The organism is Stenotrophomonas sp. JAG2, from assembly GCF_041080745.1.
Lineage (GTDB): Bacteria > Pseudomonadota > Gammaproteobacteria > Xanthomonadales > Xanthomonadaceae > Stenotrophomonas > Stenotrophomonas maltophilia_AA.
On record NZ_JBEUMH010000021.1, the window covers coordinates 15,000 to 32,637 of the forward strand.

At 66.6% G+C, this 17,638-nt stretch carries 15 protein-coding genes; 13 read left to right on the forward strand and 2 right to left on the reverse strand.

What is annotated here, in order from left to right:
- Window position 1 precedes the first annotated feature (1 nt).
- From AB9O74_RS18165 to AB9O74_RS18190, 6 genes are all read left to right on the forward strand, one after another.
- Window positions 2-364: a GntR family transcriptional regulator gene (locus tag AB9O74_RS18165; protein WP_019185943.1), complete on the forward strand. Its 363-nt coding sequence runs from the start codon at window positions 2-4 to the stop codon at window positions 362-364.
- Window positions 361-1,236: an ABC transporter ATP-binding protein gene (locus AB9O74_RS18170; protein WP_346479814.1), complete on the forward strand. Its 876-nt coding sequence runs from the start codon at window positions 361-363 to the stop codon at window positions 1,234-1,236. The genes AB9O74_RS18165 and AB9O74_RS18170 overlap by 4 nt, the downstream gene beginning before the upstream one ends.
- The gene (locus tag AB9O74_RS18175) at window positions 1,233-2,261 is read left to right on the forward strand and encodes a hypothetical protein (protein ID WP_346479813.1); all 1,029 of its coding nucleotides are present in this window, start codon (window positions 1,233-1,235) and stop codon (window positions 2,259-2,261) included. Before AB9O74_RS18170 ends, AB9O74_RS18175 begins: the two co-directional genes overlap by 4 nt.
- Before the next feature lie 27 nt (window positions 2,262-2,288).
- Window positions 2,289-3,170 (forward strand): hypothetical protein, encoded by an 882-nt coding sequence (locus AB9O74_RS18180; RefSeq protein WP_179458543.1) that lies wholly within the window; start codon window positions 2,289-2,291, stop codon window positions 3,168-3,170.
- A gap of 30 nt (window positions 3,171-3,200) precedes the next feature.
- Window positions 3,201-3,809: a DUF2884 family protein gene (locus AB9O74_RS18185; protein ID WP_369350136.1), complete on the forward strand. Its 609-nt coding sequence runs from the start codon at window positions 3,201-3,203 to the stop codon at window positions 3,807-3,809.
- A 93-nt stretch (window positions 3,810-3,902) separates the two neighbouring features.
- The gene (locus AB9O74_RS18190) at window positions 3,903-4,328 is read left to right on the forward strand and encodes a hypothetical protein (protein WP_176989495.1); all 426 of its coding nucleotides are present in this window, start codon (window positions 3,903-3,905) and stop codon (window positions 4,326-4,328) included.
- A 95-nt stretch (window positions 4,329-4,423) separates the two neighbouring features.
- Here the strand turns inward: AB9O74_RS18190 and AB9O74_RS18195 are convergent, their stop codons facing one another.
- Window positions 4,424-5,836 carry an aspartate ammonia-lyase gene (locus AB9O74_RS18195; RefSeq protein WP_176989494.1) on the reverse strand — a complete coding sequence of 471 codons (1,413 nt, stop codon included), beginning with the start codon at window positions 5,834-5,836 and terminating at the stop codon, window positions 4,424-4,426.
- Between the two features lie 295 nt (window positions 5,837-6,131).
- Here AB9O74_RS18195 and AB9O74_RS18200 point away from each other — a divergent pair, with 295 nt between their 5' ends.
- The 7 genes from AB9O74_RS18200 (at window position 6,132) to lpdA (ending at window position 17,009) form a co-directional block, all read left to right on the forward strand.
- Window positions 6,132-7,454, forward strand: coding sequence for a hemolysin family protein (locus AB9O74_RS18200; protein ID WP_369350137.1), 1,323 nt, complete (start codon window positions 6,132-6,134; stop codon window positions 7,452-7,454).
- Window positions 7,455-7,491: 37 nt separating this feature from the next.
- The gene (gene purB, locus AB9O74_RS18205; RefSeq protein ID WP_369350141.1) at window positions 7,492-8,859 is read left to right on the forward strand and encodes an adenylosuccinate lyase; all 1,368 of its coding nucleotides are present in this window, start codon (window positions 7,492-7,494) and stop codon (window positions 8,857-8,859) included.
- Between the two features lie 63 nt (window positions 8,860-8,922).
- Window positions 8,923-10,326, forward strand: a complete 1,404-nt coding sequence (locus AB9O74_RS18210) for a cupin domain-containing protein (protein WP_354273463.1) — start codon at window positions 8,923-8,925, stop codon at window positions 10,324-10,326.
- A 14-nt stretch (window positions 10,327-10,340) separates the two neighbouring features.
- The gene (locus AB9O74_RS18215; RefSeq protein ID WP_369350138.1) at window positions 10,341-11,249 is read left to right on the forward strand and encodes a GNAT family N-acetyltransferase; all 909 of its coding nucleotides are present in this window, start codon (window positions 10,341-10,343) and stop codon (window positions 11,247-11,249) included.
- 185 nt (window positions 11,250-11,434) lie between these two features.
- Window positions 11,435-14,266 carry a 2-oxoglutarate dehydrogenase E1 component gene (locus AB9O74_RS18220; RefSeq protein WP_176989490.1) on the forward strand — a complete coding sequence of 944 codons (2,832 nt, stop codon included), beginning with the start codon at window positions 11,435-11,437 and terminating at the stop codon, window positions 14,264-14,266.
- Between the two features lie 43 nt (window positions 14,267-14,309).
- A complete protein-coding gene (sucB, locus tag AB9O74_RS18225; RefSeq protein WP_176989489.1) occupies window positions 14,310-15,512 on the forward strand; it encodes a dihydrolipoyllysine-residue succinyltransferase in 1,203 nt (400 codons plus the stop codon).
- A 60-nt stretch (window positions 15,513-15,572) separates the two neighbouring features.
- Window positions 15,573-17,009 carry a dihydrolipoyl dehydrogenase gene (lpdA, locus tag AB9O74_RS18230; RefSeq protein WP_354273467.1) on the forward strand — a complete coding sequence of 479 codons (1,437 nt, stop codon included), beginning with the start codon at window positions 15,573-15,575 and terminating at the stop codon, window positions 17,007-17,009.
- Window positions 17,010-17,214: 205 nt separating this feature from the next.
- Here lpdA and AB9O74_RS18235 read toward each other — a convergent pair whose 3' ends face one another.
- Window positions 17,215-17,430 carry a hypothetical protein gene (locus AB9O74_RS18235; protein ID WP_369350139.1) on the reverse strand — a complete coding sequence of 72 codons (216 nt, stop codon included), beginning with the start codon at window positions 17,428-17,430 and terminating at the stop codon, window positions 17,215-17,217.
- Between the last annotated feature and the right edge of the window lie 208 nt (window positions 17,431-17,638).

Consider the following 17,638-nt stretch of genomic DNA (forward strand, 5'->3'; position numbering starts at 1 on the left):
CATGAGCGATATTCAATGGAGCGATGGTGCTCCGATCTACCGCCAGCTGAAGGAGCGCGTGATCGCCATGATGCTTGACGGCATCATCAAACCCGGCGACGCCCTGCCTTCGGTCCGGCAGGTAGCCGCCGAGTACCAGCTCAACCCCATCACCGTTTCGCGCGCCTACCAGGAACTGGCCGATGAAGGCCTGGTCGAGAAGCGCCGCGGCCTGGGCATGTTCATGACCGAAGAAGCGGCCACGCAGCTGCGCAGCAGCGAGCGCGACCGGTTCCTCAATGAAGAATGGCCGCTGGTCCTGGAACGCATCCAGCGCCTGGGCCTGAACCTCGACGAATTGCTGCCCCAGGGGAAATCCTCATGAATGCCGTTGCAAGTGATGTCGTCATTTCCGCTCGAGGCCTGCGCAAGGCCTACAAACAGACCGTGGCGCTGGACAACACCAGCTTCACGATCGCCCCCGGCCGCATCACCGGCCTGATCGGTCCCAACGGTGCCGGCAAGACCACCCTGCTCAAGGCCCTGCTCGGCCTGACCGCGGTGGAAGGCGAGCTGCGCGTGCTCGGGCTGGACCCGGCCGAGCAGCGCAACGCGCTGATGAACGATGTGTGCTTCATCGCCGACGTGGCGGTGCTGCCACGCTGGATGAAGGTGCGCGAGGCGATCGATTTCGTCGCCGGCACCCATCCGCGCTTCGACCGGGCCCGCTGCGAGCGTTTCCTGGCCTCCACCAAGCTGCATCCGAAGCAGCGCGTGCGTGAACTGTCCAAGGGCATGATCGTGCAGCTGCACCTGGCGCTGGTGATGGCGATCGATGCCAAGGTGCTGGTGCTGGACGAGCCCACGCTCGGCCTGGACATCCTGTACCGCAAGGAGTTCTACCAGCGCCTGCTGGAAGACTACTTCGACGAGCAGAAGACCATCATCGTCACCACCCACCAGGTGGAAGAGATCGAACACATCCTCACCGATGTGATGTTCATCCGCGATGGCCGCATCGTCCTCACCACCGACATGGAAGACATCGGCGAGCGCTACACCGAAGTACTGGTCTCGGCCGACGCCGTGGAGGCCGCGCGCGCGCTCAAGCCGATCGACGAACGCGCCCTGCCCTTCGGCAAGACCGTCCTGCTGTTCGACGGGGTGCCACGCGCCCAGCTCACCCCCTTGGGGGAAATCCGCAGCCCGGGGCTGGCGGATCTGTTCGTGGCCATCATGAAGGGAACCTACGCATGAACACCGTCAACCATCCCATCAGCAAGGCCAGTGCGTTCAAGTGGCTGCTCAAGCGTGAGTACTGGGAAAACCGCGGCGGCTTCCTGTATGCGCCGGTGATCGCCGGTGGCATCTCGCTGGTGATGAGCCTGCTCGGCATCGTGTTCGGCCTGGTCGCCATGCACCGCGCGGTCAAGAGCGGCGGCCTCCATCTCAACGACGAGAACGTCAGCATCAACGGCCTGGACCTGAGCCTGCTGACCAGCAAGCTGGATGCCAAAAACCTGCATGACCTGGCCAATGGCCTGGACCTGACCCTGATCCTGAGCTCGGGCTGGCCGCTGATCGTGCTCGCCTTCGTGGTGTTCTTCTACTGCCTGGGTGCCCTGTACGACGACCGTCGCGACCGCAGCATCCTGTTCTGGAAGTCGCTGCCGCTGTCGGATACGTCCACGGTGCTGTCCAAGGCACTGAGCGCGCTGCTGATCGCCCCGCTCATCGCGGTGGTCGCCTCGGCCCTGACCATGCTCGGCTTCCTGGTGATGATCTCGATCGTGGTGATCGCCCACGGCGGTGACCCGATGGTGCTGATCTGGGGTCCGGCCAGCCCGCTGACCATCATCGCCGGCCACCTGTCCTGGATCCCGGTCTACCTGCTGTGGGCGTTGCCGACCGTGGGCTGGCTGCTGCTGTGCTCGGCCTGGGCCAAGACCAAGCCGTTCCTGTGGGCGGTGATGCTGCCGCTGTTCGCCGGCATCATCGTCAGCACCACCAAGGTGATGACCCTGTTCGACCTGACCGGTGGCTGGTTCTGGAAGCACATCGTCGGCCGCCTGCTGCTCAGCGCGGTTCCCGCGACCGACCAGTTCTACCGTGGCGACGCGCTGTTCAGCGGCAACGGCAACATGGACAACCTGGTCAACGAACTGGGCCCGAGCCACCAGCTGGGCGCCTTCGCCATGCCGGAACTGTGGATCGGTGCCGCCTTCGGTGTGGTGTTCCTGTTCCTGGCCATCCGCCTGCGCCGCCGCGCCGGCGAAATCTGATCCCTGCCCTTCATCGAGGACCCACCCATGATCCGCAAGCTCGCTGTTGCTTCCCTGTTGTTGCTGCCGCTGACCGCGCTCGCCGATGAACCGCAGTGCAAGTTCAACGAAGCACGTGACCTCAAGCTCGACCTGGCCGGTGCCAAGGCGGTGGTGTTCGAAGTGAACCAGCACGATCTGGTGCTTCAGGCCGGCCCGGGCGCGGCCCAGCTCGGGGGGCGCGCCTGCGCCTCCAACGCCGACTGGCTGCGCGAGCTGACCGTGACCCAGCAGAAGGTCGGCGACAAGCTCGTCGTCCGCCTGCAGCGCGAAGGCCGCAGCCTCTCCATGAGCGGCAACAGCTATGCCTACCTGGACATGCGCGGCACCGTGCCGGACACGATCCTGGTCCAGCTCAAGGTCGGCTCGGGCGACGCCAGCGTCACCGGCGCGCATTCGCTCAGCGCCGACGTCGGCTCCGGCGATATCAAGCTCGAGAACATCAAGGGTCTGGTGACCGCGGCGGTCGGCTCGGGCGATGTCGTCCTCGACGGTGCCGGTGCACTGAACCTGCTCTCGGTCGGCTCGGGTGACTTCACGGCGCGCAACGTCCGCGGCGATGCCAAGGTCGGCACGATCGGCTCCGGCGACTTCGAACTCGATACGGTCGGCGGCAACGTCGAGATCGGCGTGGTCGGCTCGGGTGACACCACTGTGCGCCAGGCCAAGGGCAACGTACGGGTCGGCACCGTGGGCTCCGGCGATACCGAACTGCGCGACATCGGTGGCAGCGTCACCGTGGACCGCCACGGTTCCGGCGATGTGACCGCGCGCGACGTCGGCGGCGACCTGCGCGTGGCCAACAGCGGCAGCGGCGACATCCGCCACAGCAACGTGCGCGGCCGGGTTGAACTGCCGCGCGGCAAGTAAGCCTCTCATCTCCTCTTACGGATACGCATCATGACGACTCGACTGCTGCTGCCTGCCCTGCTGTTGTGCCTGCCGATCGCTGCCTGCAACGCCCCTGACAGCGGCAAGGGCAAAGCGCCCGCCGACCAGAGCGCATCCGCCCCCGCGACCAGCGCGCTGGATACCGATGGCATCGGCAAGACCGTGCAGGAGGCCACCGACAAGGCCCGCAAGGAAATCACCCAGGGCAACATCTCCATCTCCAACGGGAAATCCCCGAAGGCCGAGATCAGCCCGCAGGGTGACCTGCTCATCGATGGCAAGGCGGTCGCCGTGGACGCCCGGCAGCGTGCACTGCTGCTGGACTACCGCAAGCAGGTCGAATCGCTGGCCAGTGCCGGCATGGAGATCGGCGTGGCCGGTGCCAATCTCGGCGTGAAAGCCGCCGGTGAAGCGATCAAGGGCATGTTCTCCGGCGACACCCAGGGCATCGAAGCGCGGGTGAATGAAGAGGCCAAGAAGATCGAGGACCAGGCCCAGAAGCTGTGCGGCCTGTTGCCGGCGATGATGGCCAGGCAGCAGGCGCTGGCGGCCGCGCTGCCGGCCTTCCAGCCCTACGCGACCATGGACCAGAGCGACATCGACGACTGCGGCAAGTAAACCGGCCACTGCCTGCGACGATGCGTCGCAGGCAGGCCCTTCCCGGCGCCGGAGGACTACACTCTCCGTTCCCGCCGCATGCGTTGCCTGCTCATGAAGAAGCTGAGTCTGTTGCTGTTCGCCCTGTTCTGCCTGGTCGCCACCGGTTGCGACCAGGAATACCGCAATCACCGCGCCGAGCGCAGCAAGCCGAAGATCACCGTCAGCGACGGCATGGTCACCGTGCGCCGCGCGCCCGCGCCGAACATCATCATCCTGCCCAACGGGCACATGAAGATCGATGAGATCGAAATCCCGCTCAACGAGGAGCAGCAGGCGATGCTGCAGGGCATGTTCGGCCAGCTGCAGGTGCTGCGCCAGAACACCCTGACCGATGCCCCGCCGGACCCGGCCAAGCGCTCGGTGAAGATCCAGGTGCCCGAGGGCATGCAGCCGATCCCGCCGGACCTGACCGCGAAAATCCCGGAGTTCAAGGCGTATACCGAGACCTTCGGCAATCTGCAGGCCGACCGCCACTAAGTGTCGCCGGCTCAGGGTCGTGCCGGCCGCTGGCCGGCTCCGCACCAAAAAAACGGGCCTTTCGGCCCGTTTTTCATTTCAGCAACCGCGTGCGCTCAACCGCCCCCACCCCCACCGGCATGAATGCCACCGGCGGTCAGCGCGGCCGGATCGAGCAGCCGGCGCAGCTCGGCCTCCGACAGCCCGCTGTCTTCCTTGGCCACATCCAGCACCGGACGCTGCTCCTTGTAGGCGCGCTTGGCGATCGCGGCGGCCTTCTCGTAGCCGATGATCGGGTTCAAGGCGGTGACCAGGATCGGGTTGCGATCCAGTGCCTCGCGGACGCGATCCTCGCGCACCTTCAGCCCGGCAATCGCGGTATCGGCGAGCAGGCGGGTGATGTTGGCGAGCAGGTTGATCCCGTCCAGCAGGTTCGCGGCGATCAACGGCAGGGTCACGTTCAACTGGAAGTTGCCGGTCTGTCCGGCCACGGTGATCGCGGTGTGGTGGCCGATCACCTGGGCGCAGACCATCACGGTGGCTTCGGGAATCACCGGGTTGACCTTGCCCGGCATGATCGAGCTGCCCGGCTGCAGCGCCGGCAGTTCGATCTCGCCCAGCCCGGCCAGCGGACCGGCATTCATCCAGCGCAGGTCGTTGGCGATCTTGATCAGCGCCACGGCCAGGGCGTTGAGCTGGCCGGACAGTTCGACCGCATCGTCCTGCGCAGCCAGGCCTTCGAACTTGTTCTCGGCGCTGTCGAACTTGATGCCGGTCTGCTGCTTGAGCTGCTTGGCCACCTGCGCGCCGAAGCGCGGGTCGGCATTGATGCCGGTGCCGATCGCCGTGCCACCCAGCGGCAGGCGACGCAGCCGCTTGAGGCTGTCCTCGATGCGATCCTGGGCCGAAGACAACTGCGCCGACCAGGCACCGAATTCCTGTTCGAAGGTCAGCGGCATCGCATCCATCAGGTGGGTGCGGCCGGTCTTGACCACCTTGCGCAGCGCGCGGCCGCGCTTGTCGATGGTCTTGCGCAGATGCACCAGCGAGGGCAGCAGCTGCTCATGCACGCCGAGCAGCGCGGAAACGCGCAGCGCGGTCGGGATCACATCGTTGGAGCTCTGCCCCTGGTTGACGTGATCGTTGGGATGCACCGCGGTCTTGCCAGCCTTGCCGGCGCGGTTGGCCAGCGTGGCGATGACCTCGTTGGCGTTCATGTTCGAGGAGGTGCCCGAACCGGTCTGGTAGACGTCGATCGGGAAATGCGCATCGTGGCGGCCGTCGGCGACTTCGGCCGCAGCGGCCTCGATGGCCTTGCCGATGTTGCGCGGCAGATGGCCCAGCTCGACGTTGACGTTCGCGGCAGCGCCCTTGACCAGGCCGAGCGCGCGGATGAAACCACGGGGCATGCGCTGGCCCGACACCGGGAAATTATCGACGGCGCGCTGGGTCTGCGCGCCCCACAACGCATCGGCGGGCACCTGCAGTTCGCCCATGCTGTCGTGTTCAATCCTGAAACCCTTGCTCATTGCTTCAACTCCGCACATCTTTCGTGGATGAAAGGGAACCTGCGGCTGGCAACGGGCCCGATTCCCTGGCTGGCGGCTCGCATCACGATACTCCCAAGCGCCGTTGAAACCCAAGGCCGCGATGGATCGGCTAGACTCGGAAGTCGTTTCCATTCAGACAGCCTGCCGCCCCCATGGGTGACGATCCCGACAGTAGTACCGGGCGTGCCGCCGCGCACGCACCGATGACCGCCCTCACCGCCCTGGTGACCGCGGGTGCCGTTCCGCCTCTGGCAGCACCGCTGCGGGGCCTCGGATGATCGGCAACCTCCTGCTCCTCGTACTGGCCCTGCTGCTGGTGGTGCTCAACGGTTTCTTCGTGGCCGCCGAGTTCGCCCTGGTCAAGCTGCGCCACACCCAGGCCGTCGGCCTGGCCGAAAACAACGGCTGGCGAGGCCGCCTCCTGCTCAACGTGCACGCGCACCTGGATGCGTATCTCTCGGCCTGCCAGCTGGGCATCACCCTGTCCTCGCTGGGCCTGGGCTGGGTCGGCGAACCGGCCTTCGCGCATCTGCTGCAACCGCTGTTCGATACGCTGGGGCTGACCCCGGAAGCCTCGCGCCTGACCGCCTTCATCATCGCTTTCAGCATCATCTCGTTCCTGCACATCGTGCTCGGCGAACTGGCACCGAAATCGATGGCGATCCGCCGCCCGGAAGCGATGTCGCTGTGGACGGCCGCGCCGCTGTACCTGTTCTACTGGGCGATGTACCCGGCGATCTGGCTGCTCAACAACAGCGCCAACGCCCTGTTGCGGCTCGCCGGCTGGGGCGATGTGGAGCACACCTCGCACCGCTACTCGCGCGAGGAGCTCAAGCTCATCGTGGGCCGCCAGCAGCCCACCGGCACCGCGCAGGACCAGGACCTCACCCTGATGAGCCACGCGCTGGAACTGCCCGAGCTGGTGGCCGGCGACCTGATGCGCTCGCGCGACCATATGCGCGCGTTCCGCGAGGGGATGAGCCTGGCCGACGTCATGGCCGAGTTCGCCGAGAGCCGCTACAGCCGCTACCCCTGGTTCGACCGCGACGGCGAGGAAGTGCTGGGCATCCTGCACATGAAGGACCTGCTGGTGGAAATCGCCCGCGGCAACCCGACCGATGACCTGCGCCCGCTGCTGCGCCCGGCCAACCTGATCGCGCTGGAAACCCCGGTGCCGCTGGTGCTGGAGCGGTTCCGCACCGGCACCACCCATCTCGCCCTGTGCGTGGAAGAGCACGGCCGCATCCTGGGCTACTTCACCCTGGAAGACCTGCTGGAAGTGGTGGTCGGCGATATCGAGGACGAGCACCCGCATATCGTCAAGGACGCCCCGACCCGCGGCGCGGACGGTACCCTGCTGGTGGCCGGTTCGACCTCGATCTTCCGGCTGGAGCGCCTGCTGGGGCATGACCTGAGCGCGCCGGACCACCTCAATTCGGTCGGCGGGCTGATCGTGCACCAGCTCCAGCGCCTGCCCGAGGAGGGCGAGCAGCTGGAGATCGACGGGCACCTGTTCACCATCAAGCGCATGGCCGGGCACCGGATCCAGGCGGTGACGGTGCGCATGGCACAGGCCGAGGACGCCGGGGCAGCGTAGAATGACGGCCCCCGCTGCCAACGACCTGCGCCCTGCCATGTCCGAATTCGCCCTGCTCGCCCTGTCCCCGCTCGATGGCCGCTACGCCGGCAAGGTCGACGCCCTGCGTCCGATCTTCTCCGAATACGGCCTGATCAAGGCCCGCGTGAAGGTGGAAGTGGAATGGCTGCTGGCACTGGCCAACGAGCCGGGCATCGTCGAACTGGCGCCGTTCTCGGCCGCCGCCACCGCGCGCCTGCGCGCCCTGGCCGATGACTTCGCCCCGGCCCACGCCGCGCGGGTGAAGGAGATCGAGCGCACCACCAACCACGACGTCAAGGCCGTGGAGTACTTCATCAAGGAACAGCTCACCGCCGATGCGGAGCTGGGCCCGGCGCTGGAGTTCGTGCATTTCGCCTGCACCAGCGAAGACATCAACAACCTCAGCTACGGCCTCATGCTCGAGCAGGCCCGCCGCGAGGTGCTGCTGCCGTCGCTGGACAACATCGCCGACGTGCTGCGTACCCTCGCCCACGCCCAGGCTGCCCAGCCGATGCTGTCGCGCACCCACGGCCAGACCGCCTCGCCGACCACCCTGGGCAAGGAAGTCGCCAACGTCGTCGCCCGCCTGGAGCGCCAGCGCCGCCAGATCGCCGCGGTCGAGCTGACCGGCAAGATCAATGGCGCGGTGGGCAACTACAACGCCCACGTGATCGCCTACCCGGACGTGGACTGGCCGGCCTTCGCCCAGCGCTTCGTGGAAAGCCTCGGCCTGGTGTTCAACCCGTACACCACCCAGATCGAACCGCACGACAACGTCGCCGAAATCGGCGATGCCGCCCGTCGCGCCAACATCATCCTGATCGACCTGGCCCGTGACGTCTGGGGCTACATCTCGCTGGGCTACTTCAAGCAGAAGCTCAAGGAAGGCGAAGTCGGCTCCTCGACCATGCCGCACAAGGTCAACCCGATCGACTTCGAGAATGCCGAAGGCAACTTCGGCATCGCCAACGCCCTGTTCGAGCACTTCAGCGGCAAGCTGCCGATCAGCCGCTGGCAGCGCGACCTGACCGACTCCACCGTGCTGCGCGCGGTCGGCACCGCCTTCGGCCACACCCAGGTCGCCCTGGATTCGCTGGCCAAGGGCCTGGGCAAGCTGACCGTGAACCCGGAGCGCCTGGACGCCGACCTCGACGCCTCCTGGGAAGTGCTGGCCGAAGCCGTGCAGACCGTCATGCGCCGCCACGGCCTGCCCAATCCCTACGAACAGCTCAAGGCCCTCACCCGCGGCCAGGGCATCACCACCGAATCGATGCAGGCCTTCGTCGAATCCCTGGACCTGCCGGCCGACGCCAAGCAGAGCCTGCGCGCCCTGACCCCGGGCGGCTACATCGGCCTGGCTGCGGATCTGGCCAGGGCGATCTGAGGGCCCGGGCGCGGCACCGCCGCGCCCCCGAATTCCCGTCTACACGCTGCAAGGATCTCCCCCATGGCCGCACGCAAGATCAAAACTCCCGCCATCGAAGTCCAGGCCCGCCCCGGCCTGCCGCTGGGCATGCCCGCCGCCACCTTCCTGCGCGATTACTGGCAGAAGCGCCCGCTGCTCATCCGCGGCGCTTTCCCCGATTTCGAAACGCCGGTCCAGCCCGAAGACCTCGCCGGCCTGGCCTGCGAGGAAGGCGCGCTGTCGCGCCTGATCACGCACGATCGCGCCACCGATGGCTGGAGCGTGCGTACCGGCCCGTTCCAGGAAGAAGAGTTCCCGGGCATGCCCGATCACGACTGGACCCTGCTGGTCCAGGACGTGGACAAGTGGGACGCCGACGTGCGCGCCCTGATCAGCCATTTCGACTTCCTGCCGCGCTGGCGCATGGATGACGTGATGATCAGCTTCGCCGCCACCGGCGGTTCGGTCGGCGCCCACGTCGACCAGTACGACGTCTTCCTCCTGCAGGCTTACGGCCACCGCCGCTGGCAGATCGACGCCAGCGAATCCATCAAGGGCAAGCGCCCGCCGCTGGACTTCCGCGACGACGTCGAACTCAAGCTGCTGCGCCGCTTCAAGCCGACCCACGACTGGGTGCTGGCCCCGGGCGACATGCTGTACCTGCCGCCGAACGTGCCGCACAACGGCGTCGCCGAAGACCCCTGCCTGACCTTCTCCTTCGGCATGCGCGCCCCGGCCTCGGCCGAACTGATCAGCGACTACCTCGATACCCTGATCGAAGGCGCCGACGAGTCCATCCGCTATCAGGATCCGGACCTGAAGGTCCCGGAAGATCCGAACGAAATCGACGTGGTCTCTATGAACCGCGTGGTCGAGGCGCTCAATGCGATCCGCATGAACGACCCGGACAAGCTCGGTGACTGGTTCGGCCGTTTCATCACCACCTACCGCGCCGCCGGGGAAGTGATGGCGCATGGCGAACCGCTGCCGCGCGAAGAGATCGAAGCCGCCCTCGGCGCCGGCGTGGAACTGCAGCGTCACCCGTGGGCGCGCCTGGCCTGGCGCCGGGCCAAGCGGGGCGCCAGCCTGTACTGCAGCGGCCTGGATTTCGCCCTGCCGGTCAAGGACGCCCAGGTGCTGGCCGGGGCCGAGCAGGTCGGCGCGGCGCTTTACCAGAAGCTCTCGGCCAAGGGCCGTGACGCCGTGCAGGCGCTGGTCGCCGGCGGCTTCTACCAGCTGGTCGATGACGCCGGGTTCGAGGACGAAGACGACTACGTCGCCGAGTACGACATCGTCGATGGCACCGACGCGGTCGACGTCGTCGATGACGAGGCCGTCGAGGCCGACGTGCACGAAGTCACCATCCATGACGACGGCATCGAAGTCGTCATCGATTTCGACGACAGCGACGAACCCGACGGCAAGGACGCGCCCCCGCGCGGCTGAGCGCCCTGCCCGCCATGACCGCCTCCGGCTTTCACGTTGACGTGGTCGACTACCCGGCGCAGCACGAAGCGCTGCACCGGGTGCGGTCCGCCGTGTTCGTCGACGAGCAGCAGGTTCCCGCCGAGCTGGAGATCGACGCGCTGGACCCGCTGAGCGTGCACGTCCTGGCCCGCGACGCCGGCGGCTCCCCGATCGGCGCCGGCCGGCTCACCCCGGATGGGCGGATCGGGCGCATGGCGGTGCTGGCAGCCTGGCGCGGCAAGGGCCTCGGTGAAGCCCTGCTGCTGGCCCTGGTCGACCAGGCCCGGGCCCGGCGCTGGCGGGAGGTCGCGCTGCACGCGCAGCTGCCGGCCCGTGTGTTCTACACCCGGCAGGGTTTCCTGCCCGACGGCGAGGTGTTCGAAGAGGCCGGCATCGCCCACCAGCACATGCGGCTGGCCCTGTCCGGGCCGGTCGCGATCGCACGGGCCGACGAGGCGGTGGCGATCACCACCGCACTGGTCCACCGCGCCCGCCGCCAGCTCTGGATCCACAGCCGCCAGCTCGACCCCGGCCTGCTCGATGCGCCGCCGGTGCTCGAAGCCCTGCGCCGCTACGCCACCGCCCGCCATGACAAACAGGCGTGGCTGATCGTCCACGACAGCGCCGCCATCCGCCAGGCCGGCTCGCCCGTGCTGGGCCTGCTCCAGCGCCTGCCGAGCGTCTTCCGCGTGCGCGAGGTCAGTGACCCGATCGACCGTGCCACCGCATCGGCCTGTCTGCTCAACGATGCCGGCGACTACTACTTTCGTCTGAGCGGCCACCGCTTCGATGGCGAAGCCGGGTTGTCCCGGCAGGCACGTTCGCGACCGTTGCAGGAAGGTTTCCAGCGCGTATGGGAACGTTCGCGTGATTGCAGCGAACTTCGCGCGCTGGGCCTGTAGCTCACCCCACGCTCCCGAACCTGTCTGGGAATGACACCGCGGTCCCCGCACTGGACCGTACGGTGCCCCTTCCTGTCTCGATGGGGGTACAATTTGGGGTGTTAGATACCGCCCGCGCAGGGCTATTCACTTTTCCCTGCCGGATCATCGAAGCCTTACCCCACAAGCGAATCCGACTCTCCATCGTGGACAATCAACTGAAGCAGTTTGCGCAATCTTCGCAGCTCGCCGGCGGCAACGCCTCCTATATCGAGGATCTGTACGAGCAGTACCTCGTTTCTCCGGACAGTGTCGATCCCAAATGGAAGACCTACTTCGACGGCTTCCAGGGCCGCGAAGCCGGTGATATTCCGCACTCGGCCGTCATCGCCCACATTGCCGACGCCGCCAAGAAGGCCGTCAACAGCGGCACCGCCGCCGGTGCCGGCGACGAGCGCGAGCGCAATGTCGGCCGCCTGATCACCGCTTACCGTTCGCGTGGCCACCTCGGTGCCCGCCTGGACCCGCTGAGCCTGACCGCGCCGACCAATCCGCCGGATCTGGGCCTGCCGTTCCACAGCCTGTCGGAAAGCGACCTGGGCAGTGAGTTCAGCACCGGCGGTGTCGCCGGCCAGCCGCGCATGAAACTGCGCGACCTGCTGGAGCGCCTGAAGAAGACCTACACCGGCTCGATCGGTGCGGAATTCATGCACATCTCCGAGGTCGAGCAGCGCCAGTGGCTGTACCAGCGCCTGGAAATGGCCGGTGGCAACTACAACCTGGACGCAGAGACCCAGCGCCGCACCCTGGAGCGCCTGACGGCTGCCGAGGGTCTGGAACGCTACCTGCACACCAAGTACGTCGGCCAGAAGCGCTTCTCGCTGGAAGGCGGCGATTCGCTGATCCCGATGATGGACACCATCATCCGTGACGCCGGCAAGGATGGCGTCAAGGACGTGGTGATCGGCATGGCCCACCGCGGCCGCCTGAACGTGCTGGTCAACACCCTCGGCAAGAGCCCGCGCAAGCTGTTCGACGAGTTCGAAGGCAAGTTCGAGCACGACGACCACGCCTCGGCCGGCGACGTGAAGTACCACATGGGCTTCTCGGCCGACGTCGCCACCGCAGGTGGTGCCGTCCACCTGGCACTGGCGTTCAACCCGTCGCACCTGGAAATCGCCGACCCGGTCGTGGCCGGCAGCGTCCGTTCGCGCCAGGAACGCCGTGGCGACACCGCCCGCAAGCAGGTCATGCCGATCCTGATCCACGGCGACGCGGCCTTCGCCGGTCAGGGCGTGGTGATGGAGCTGTTCCAGATGTCCCAGGCCCGCGGCTTCGCCGTCGGCGGCACGGTGCACATCGTGGTCAACAACCAGGTCGGCTTCACCACCTCCAACCCGGAAGACTCCCGTTCCACGCTGTACTGCACCGACGTGGCCAAGATGATCGCCGCGCCCGTGCTGCACGTGAACGGCGATGATCCCGAAGCGGTCGTGTTCGCCGCCAAGCTGGCCTTCGAGTTCCGCCAGAAGTTCAGCAAGGACGTGGTCATCGATCTGATGTGCTACCGCCGCTGGGGCCACAACGAGGCCGACGAACCGGCGATCACCCAGCCGCTGATGTACCAGGTGATCCGCAAGCACCAGACCACCCGCGAGCTGTACGCCGCGTCGCTGGAAGCTGCCGGCGTGATCGAAGCTGGTGGTGGCAAGGCGCTGGTCGATGCGTACCGCAACAAGCTCGATGCCGGTGAAGTCACCACCGAGCTGGCCCAGGTCGAAAAGACCCCGGCCACCAGCAAGATGTACGTCGACTGGCCCAAGCTGCTCAACGGCAAGCTCTCCGATGCCATCACCACCGCGGTGGGCATGGAGAAGGTCAAGCAGCTGGCGCAGATGATCAACACCGTGCCGGAAGGCGTAGAACTTCATTCGCGCGTGGCCAAGGTCTACGACGACCGCCGCAAGATGGCCGCCGGTGAGATCCCGGGCGACTGGGGCTTTGCCGAGAACCTGGCCTACGCCACGATCCTCGACGAAGGCAACAACCTGCGCCTGGTCGGCCAGGACGTGGGCCGCGGTACGTTCACCCACCGCCACGCGATCCTGCACGACCAGAAGACCGACAACTACTACCTGCCGCTGCGTCAGCTGGTCGAGTCGCCGGAACAGGCCACCATCATCGATTCGCTGCTCAGCGAAGAAGCGGTGATGGCCTATGAGTACGGCTTCTCCACCACCGATCCGAACACCCTGTGCATCTGGGAAGGCCAGTTCGGCGATTTCGCCAACGGCGCCCAGGTCGTGATCGATCAGTTCATCGCTGCCGGCGAAGCCAAGTGGGGCCGCATCACCGGCCTGACCCTGCTGCTGCCGCATGGTTACGAAGGCCAGGGCCCGGAGCACAGCTCCGCGCGTCTGGAGCGTTTCCTGCAGCTGTGCGCGCTGGAGAACATGCTGGTGTGCGTGCCGTCGACCCCGGCGCAGGCGTACCACATGCTGCGTCGCCAGATGCGCATGACCACCCGCAAGCCGCTGATCGTGATGTCGCCCAAGTCGCTGCTGCGCCACAAGCTGGCCGTGTCGACCCTGGACGAACTGGCCAACGGCGAGTTCCAGCACCTGATCGGCGATGCCAAGGCAGACGCCAAGAAGGTCAAGCGCGTGGTGCTGTGTTCGGGCAAGGTCTACTACGACCTGCTGGAAGACCAGACCAAGCGTGGCCAGGACGATGTCGCCATCATCCGCGTCGAACAGCTGTATCCGTTCCCGCGCGTGGCGCTGGCGGCCGAGCTGAAGAAATACGGCAAGGCGGCCGATGTGGTGTGGTGTCAGGAAGAACCGCAGAACCAGGGTGCCTGGTACCAGATCCGCCACCACCTGCAGGCCTGCCTGGCCGATGGCCAGAGCATCCATTACGCAGGTCGCGCCCGTTCGGCATCGCCGGCCGCTGGACACATGGCTGACCACATCATCGAACAGCAGAAGCTGATCGCCGATGCCCTGGTCAACCCGTTCAACGACTCGGTCGCTGAATAACTCTCCCCCTCATTCTAGAAAAGACAAACCAGGAAGCTCCCGCATGGCCACCGAAGTCAAAGCCCCGGTACTGCCCGAATCCGTCGCCGACGGCACCATCGCCACCTGGCACAAGAAGGTCGGCGATGCCGTCAAGCGCGATGAAAACCTGCTTGATCTGGAAACCGACAAGGTCGTCCTGGAAGTGCCGTCGCCGGTCGATGGCGTGCTGAAGGAGATCAAGTTCGAGGTGGGCGCCACCGTGACCTCCAGCCAGATCGTGGCCATCATCGAAGAAGGCGCCGTGGCCGATGCTCCGGCGCCGGCTGCTGAAGAGAAGAAGGCCGAGGCCGCCCCGGCCAAGGCCGCCGCTCCGGCAGCTGCCGCAGCGCCGGCCCCGGCTGCCAAGTCCGGCGCCGACTCCCTGCCCCCCGGCGCGCGCTTCACCGCGATCACCGAAGGCGTGAACCCGGCCGACGTGGACGGCACCGGCCGTCGCGGCGCGGTGACCAAGGAAGACATCGTCAACTTCGCCCGCAACGGTGGCGCCGGCAAGTCCGGTGGCGCACGTCCGGAAGAACGCGTGCCGATGACCCGCATCCGCAAGCGCATCGCCGAGCGCCTGATGCAGTCCAAGAACGGCACCGCGATGCTGACCACCTTCAACGAGGTCGACCTGTCCAAGGTCTCGGCCGCGCGCAAGGATCTGCAGGACGAGTTCGTCAAGGCCCACGGCATCAAGCTGGGCTTCATGAGCTTCTTCGTGAAGGCCGCCGCCAATGCGCTGCAGCGCTTCCCGCTGGTCAATGCCTCGATCGATGGTGACGACATCATCTATCACGGCTACTCGGACATCTCGATCGCCGTGTCGACCGAGAAGGGTCTGGTGACCCCGGTGCTGCGCAACGTCGAGCGCATGTCGTTCGCCGACATCGAAAAGACCATCGCCGACTACGCCAAGAAGGCCCGTGACGGCAAGCTGAGCCTGGAAGAACTCCAGGGCGGCACCTTCACCGTGACCAACGGCGGCACCTTCGGCTCGCTGCTCTCGACCCCGATCATCAACCCGCCGCAGAGCGCCATCCTGGGCATGCACGCCATCAAGGAACGTCCGATCGCCCAGAACGGCCAGGTCGTGATCGCGCCGATGATGTACCTGGCGCTGTCCTACGATCACCGCATCATCGACGGCAAGGATTCGGTCCAGTTCCTGGTGGACATCAAGAACCAGCTGGAAAACCCGGGCCGCATGCTGTTCGGCCTGTAAGACCTCCCACCCCTCCGCGCCTGCGCGGAGGGGTTCTGGTAAAGAAACAAGGAACTATCAATGGCTGAACAATTCGACGTCGTCGTCATCGGTGCCGGTCCGGCCGGCTACCATGCCGCCATCCGCGCCGCGCAGCTGGGTCTGAAGACCGCCTGCATCGACGCTGCGCTGGGCAAGGACGGCAAGCCGGCCCTGGGCGGCACCTGCCTGCGCGTGGGCTGCATCCCGTCCAAGGCGCTGCTGGATTCCTCGCGCCAGTTCTGGAACATGGGCCACATCTTTGGCGACCACGGCATCAGCTTCAAGGACGCCAAGATGGACGTCGAGGCGATGGTTGGCCGCAAGGACAAGATCGTCAAGCAGTTCACCGGCGGCATCGCCATGCTGTTCAAGGCGAACAAGGTCACCGCGTACTACGGTTTCGGTGAACTGCAGCCGGGCAACATCGTCAAGGTGAAGCAGCACGACGGCTCGGAAGTCGAGCTGAAGGGCACCAACGTCATCATCGCCGCCGGTTCGGATTCGATCGAACTGCCGTTCGCCAAGTTCGACGGCGAGACCATCGTCGACAACGTCGGCGGCCTGGACTTCACCGAAGTCCCCGCTCGCCTGGCCGTGATCGGTGCCGGCGTGATCGGCCTGGAACTGGGCAGCGTCTGGAAGCGCCTCGGTTCGGAAGTGACCATCCTGGAAGCGCTGCCGGACTTCCTGGCCGCGGCCGATGCCGAAGTGGCCAAGACCGCCTTGAAGGAATTCAAGAAGCAGGGCCTGGACATCCGCCTGGGCGCCAAGGTCTCCAAGGCCGACGTGACCGGCAAGGGCAAGAAGAAGGAAGTCGCCCTGACCTACACCGATGGTGAAGGCGAGAAGAGCCTGATCGTGGACAAGCTGCTGGTGGCCGTCGGCCGTCGCGCCGCCACCAAGGGCCTGCTGGCCGAAGGCACCGGCGTCAAGATCAACGAGCGTGGCCAGATCGAAGTGGACGCGCACTGCCACACCGGCGTCAATGGCGTCTGGGCGGTCGGTGACTGCGTGCGCGGCCCGATGCTGGCACACAAGGGCTTCGAGGAAGGCATCGCCGTGGCCGAGCTGATCGCGGGCCTGCCGGGCCACGTCAACTTCGACACCATCCCGTGGGTGATCTACACCGAGCCGGAGCTGGCCTGGGTCGGCAAGACCGAGCAGCAGCTCAAGGACGAAGGCATCCCGTACAAGGCGGGCAGCTTCCCGTTCGCCGCCAACGGCCGTGCCGTGGCGATGATCGAGCCGACCGGCTTCGTGAAGGTCCTGGCGCATGCCGAGACCGACCGCATCCTGGGCATGCACCTGGTCGGCGCGAACGTCTCCGAGCTGGTGCACGAAGGCGTGCTGACCATGGAGTTCAGCGGTTCGGCCGACGACCTGGCGCGCATCTGCCACGCCCACCCGTCGCTGTCCGAAGTGGTGCATGACGCCGCGATGGCCGTGAGCAAGCGCGCGATCCACAAGGCCAACTGAGCCCTGTTGGTGGCGTAACGAAAAACCCCGCCTCGGCGGGGTTTTTTTATGGGCGGTCGGTGAGGTAGACCGCTGCCGCCGGGTAGTGCCGGCCGCTGGCCGGATCCGCGCCATGGGTAGTGCCGGCCGCTGGCCGGCTCCACGTAATCCGGACAGAAAGAGCAGCCGGCCACCGGCCGGCACTACCCCCGCTCCCCGGGGTGTCTCAGGCCGTCGCGACGCGGCCGCCGCCCAGGACCCGCGCCGGCAGCATCAACAGCGCGCCCAGGAAGGCAAACAGTGCCGAAAAGGTGATGCCCACCAGGCGGAACGGCAGGCTGATCAGCCACACGAACGGCCACGCCACCAGGGCCAGGATCGCCAGCGGCCAGCACAGCACGAACAGCAGGCACCACACGCCCAGGGCGAACAGGGTCTTCATCGTCGGTCTCCGTTGGCGGCACCCTGCCGCCCGCAGACCACCATCGCGCGCGGCGTGCGCGCGCTGCAACGGGTTTGCGACGAAACCGGCGATAGGCCGATGAAACGGTGGTGCCGGCCGCTGGCCGGCTCCGCACGATGACAGTTTCAATGGTCGTGCCGGCCGCTGGCCGGCTCCGCACGATGACAGTGCCATGGGAGCCGGCCAG

Bases quoted from the DNA above. Each gene is read 5' to 3' on its own strand.
- AB9O74_RS18235 (WP_369350139.1), bottom strand. From the start codon at position 17,430: ATGAAGACCCTGTTCGCCCTGGGCGTGTGGTGCCTGCTGTTCGTGCTG.
- AB9O74_RS18215 (WP_369350138.1), top strand. From the start codon at position 10,341: ATGACCGCCTCCGGCTTTCACGTTGACGTGGTCGACTACCCGGCGCAG.
- AB9O74_RS18210 (WP_354273463.1), top strand. From the start codon at position 8,923: ATGGCCGCACGCAAGATCAAAACTCCCGCCATCGAAGTCCAGGCCCGC.
- AB9O74_RS18170 (WP_346479814.1), top strand. From the start codon at position 361: ATGAATGCCGTTGCAAGTGATGTCGTCATTTCCGCTCGAGGCCTGCGC.
- AB9O74_RS18165 (WP_019185943.1), top strand. From the start codon at position 2: ATGAGCGATATTCAATGGAGCGATGGTGCTCCGATCTACCGCCAGCTG.
- AB9O74_RS18200 (WP_369350137.1), top strand. From the start codon at position 6,132: ATGATCGGCAACCTCCTGCTCCTCGTACTGGCCCTGCTGCTGGTGGTG.
- sucB (WP_176989489.1), top strand. From the start codon at position 14,310: ATGGCCACCGAAGTCAAAGCCCCGGTACTGCCCGAATCCGTCGCCGAC.
- AB9O74_RS18175 (WP_346479813.1), top strand. From the start codon at position 1,233: ATGAACACCGTCAACCATCCCATCAGCAAGGCCAGTGCGTTCAAGTGG.
- AB9O74_RS18180 (WP_179458543.1), top strand. From the start codon at position 2,289: ATGATCCGCAAGCTCGCTGTTGCTTCCCTGTTGTTGCTGCCGCTGACC.
- AB9O74_RS18185 (WP_369350136.1), top strand. From the start codon at position 3,201: ATGACGACTCGACTGCTGCTGCCTGCCCTGCTGTTGTGCCTGCCGATC.
- purB (WP_369350141.1), top strand. From the start codon at position 7,492: ATGTCCGAATTCGCCCTGCTCGCCCTGTCCCCGCTCGATGGCCGCTAC.
- AB9O74_RS18195 (WP_176989494.1), bottom strand. From the start codon at position 5,836: ATGAGCAAGGGTTTCAGGATTGAACACGACAGCATGGGCGAACTGCAG.
- lpdA (WP_354273467.1), top strand. From the start codon at position 15,573: ATGGCTGAACAATTCGACGTCGTCGTCATCGGTGCCGGTCCGGCCGGC.
- AB9O74_RS18190 (WP_176989495.1), top strand. From the start codon at position 3,903: ATGAAGAAGCTGAGTCTGTTGCTGTTCGCCCTGTTCTGCCTGGTCGCC.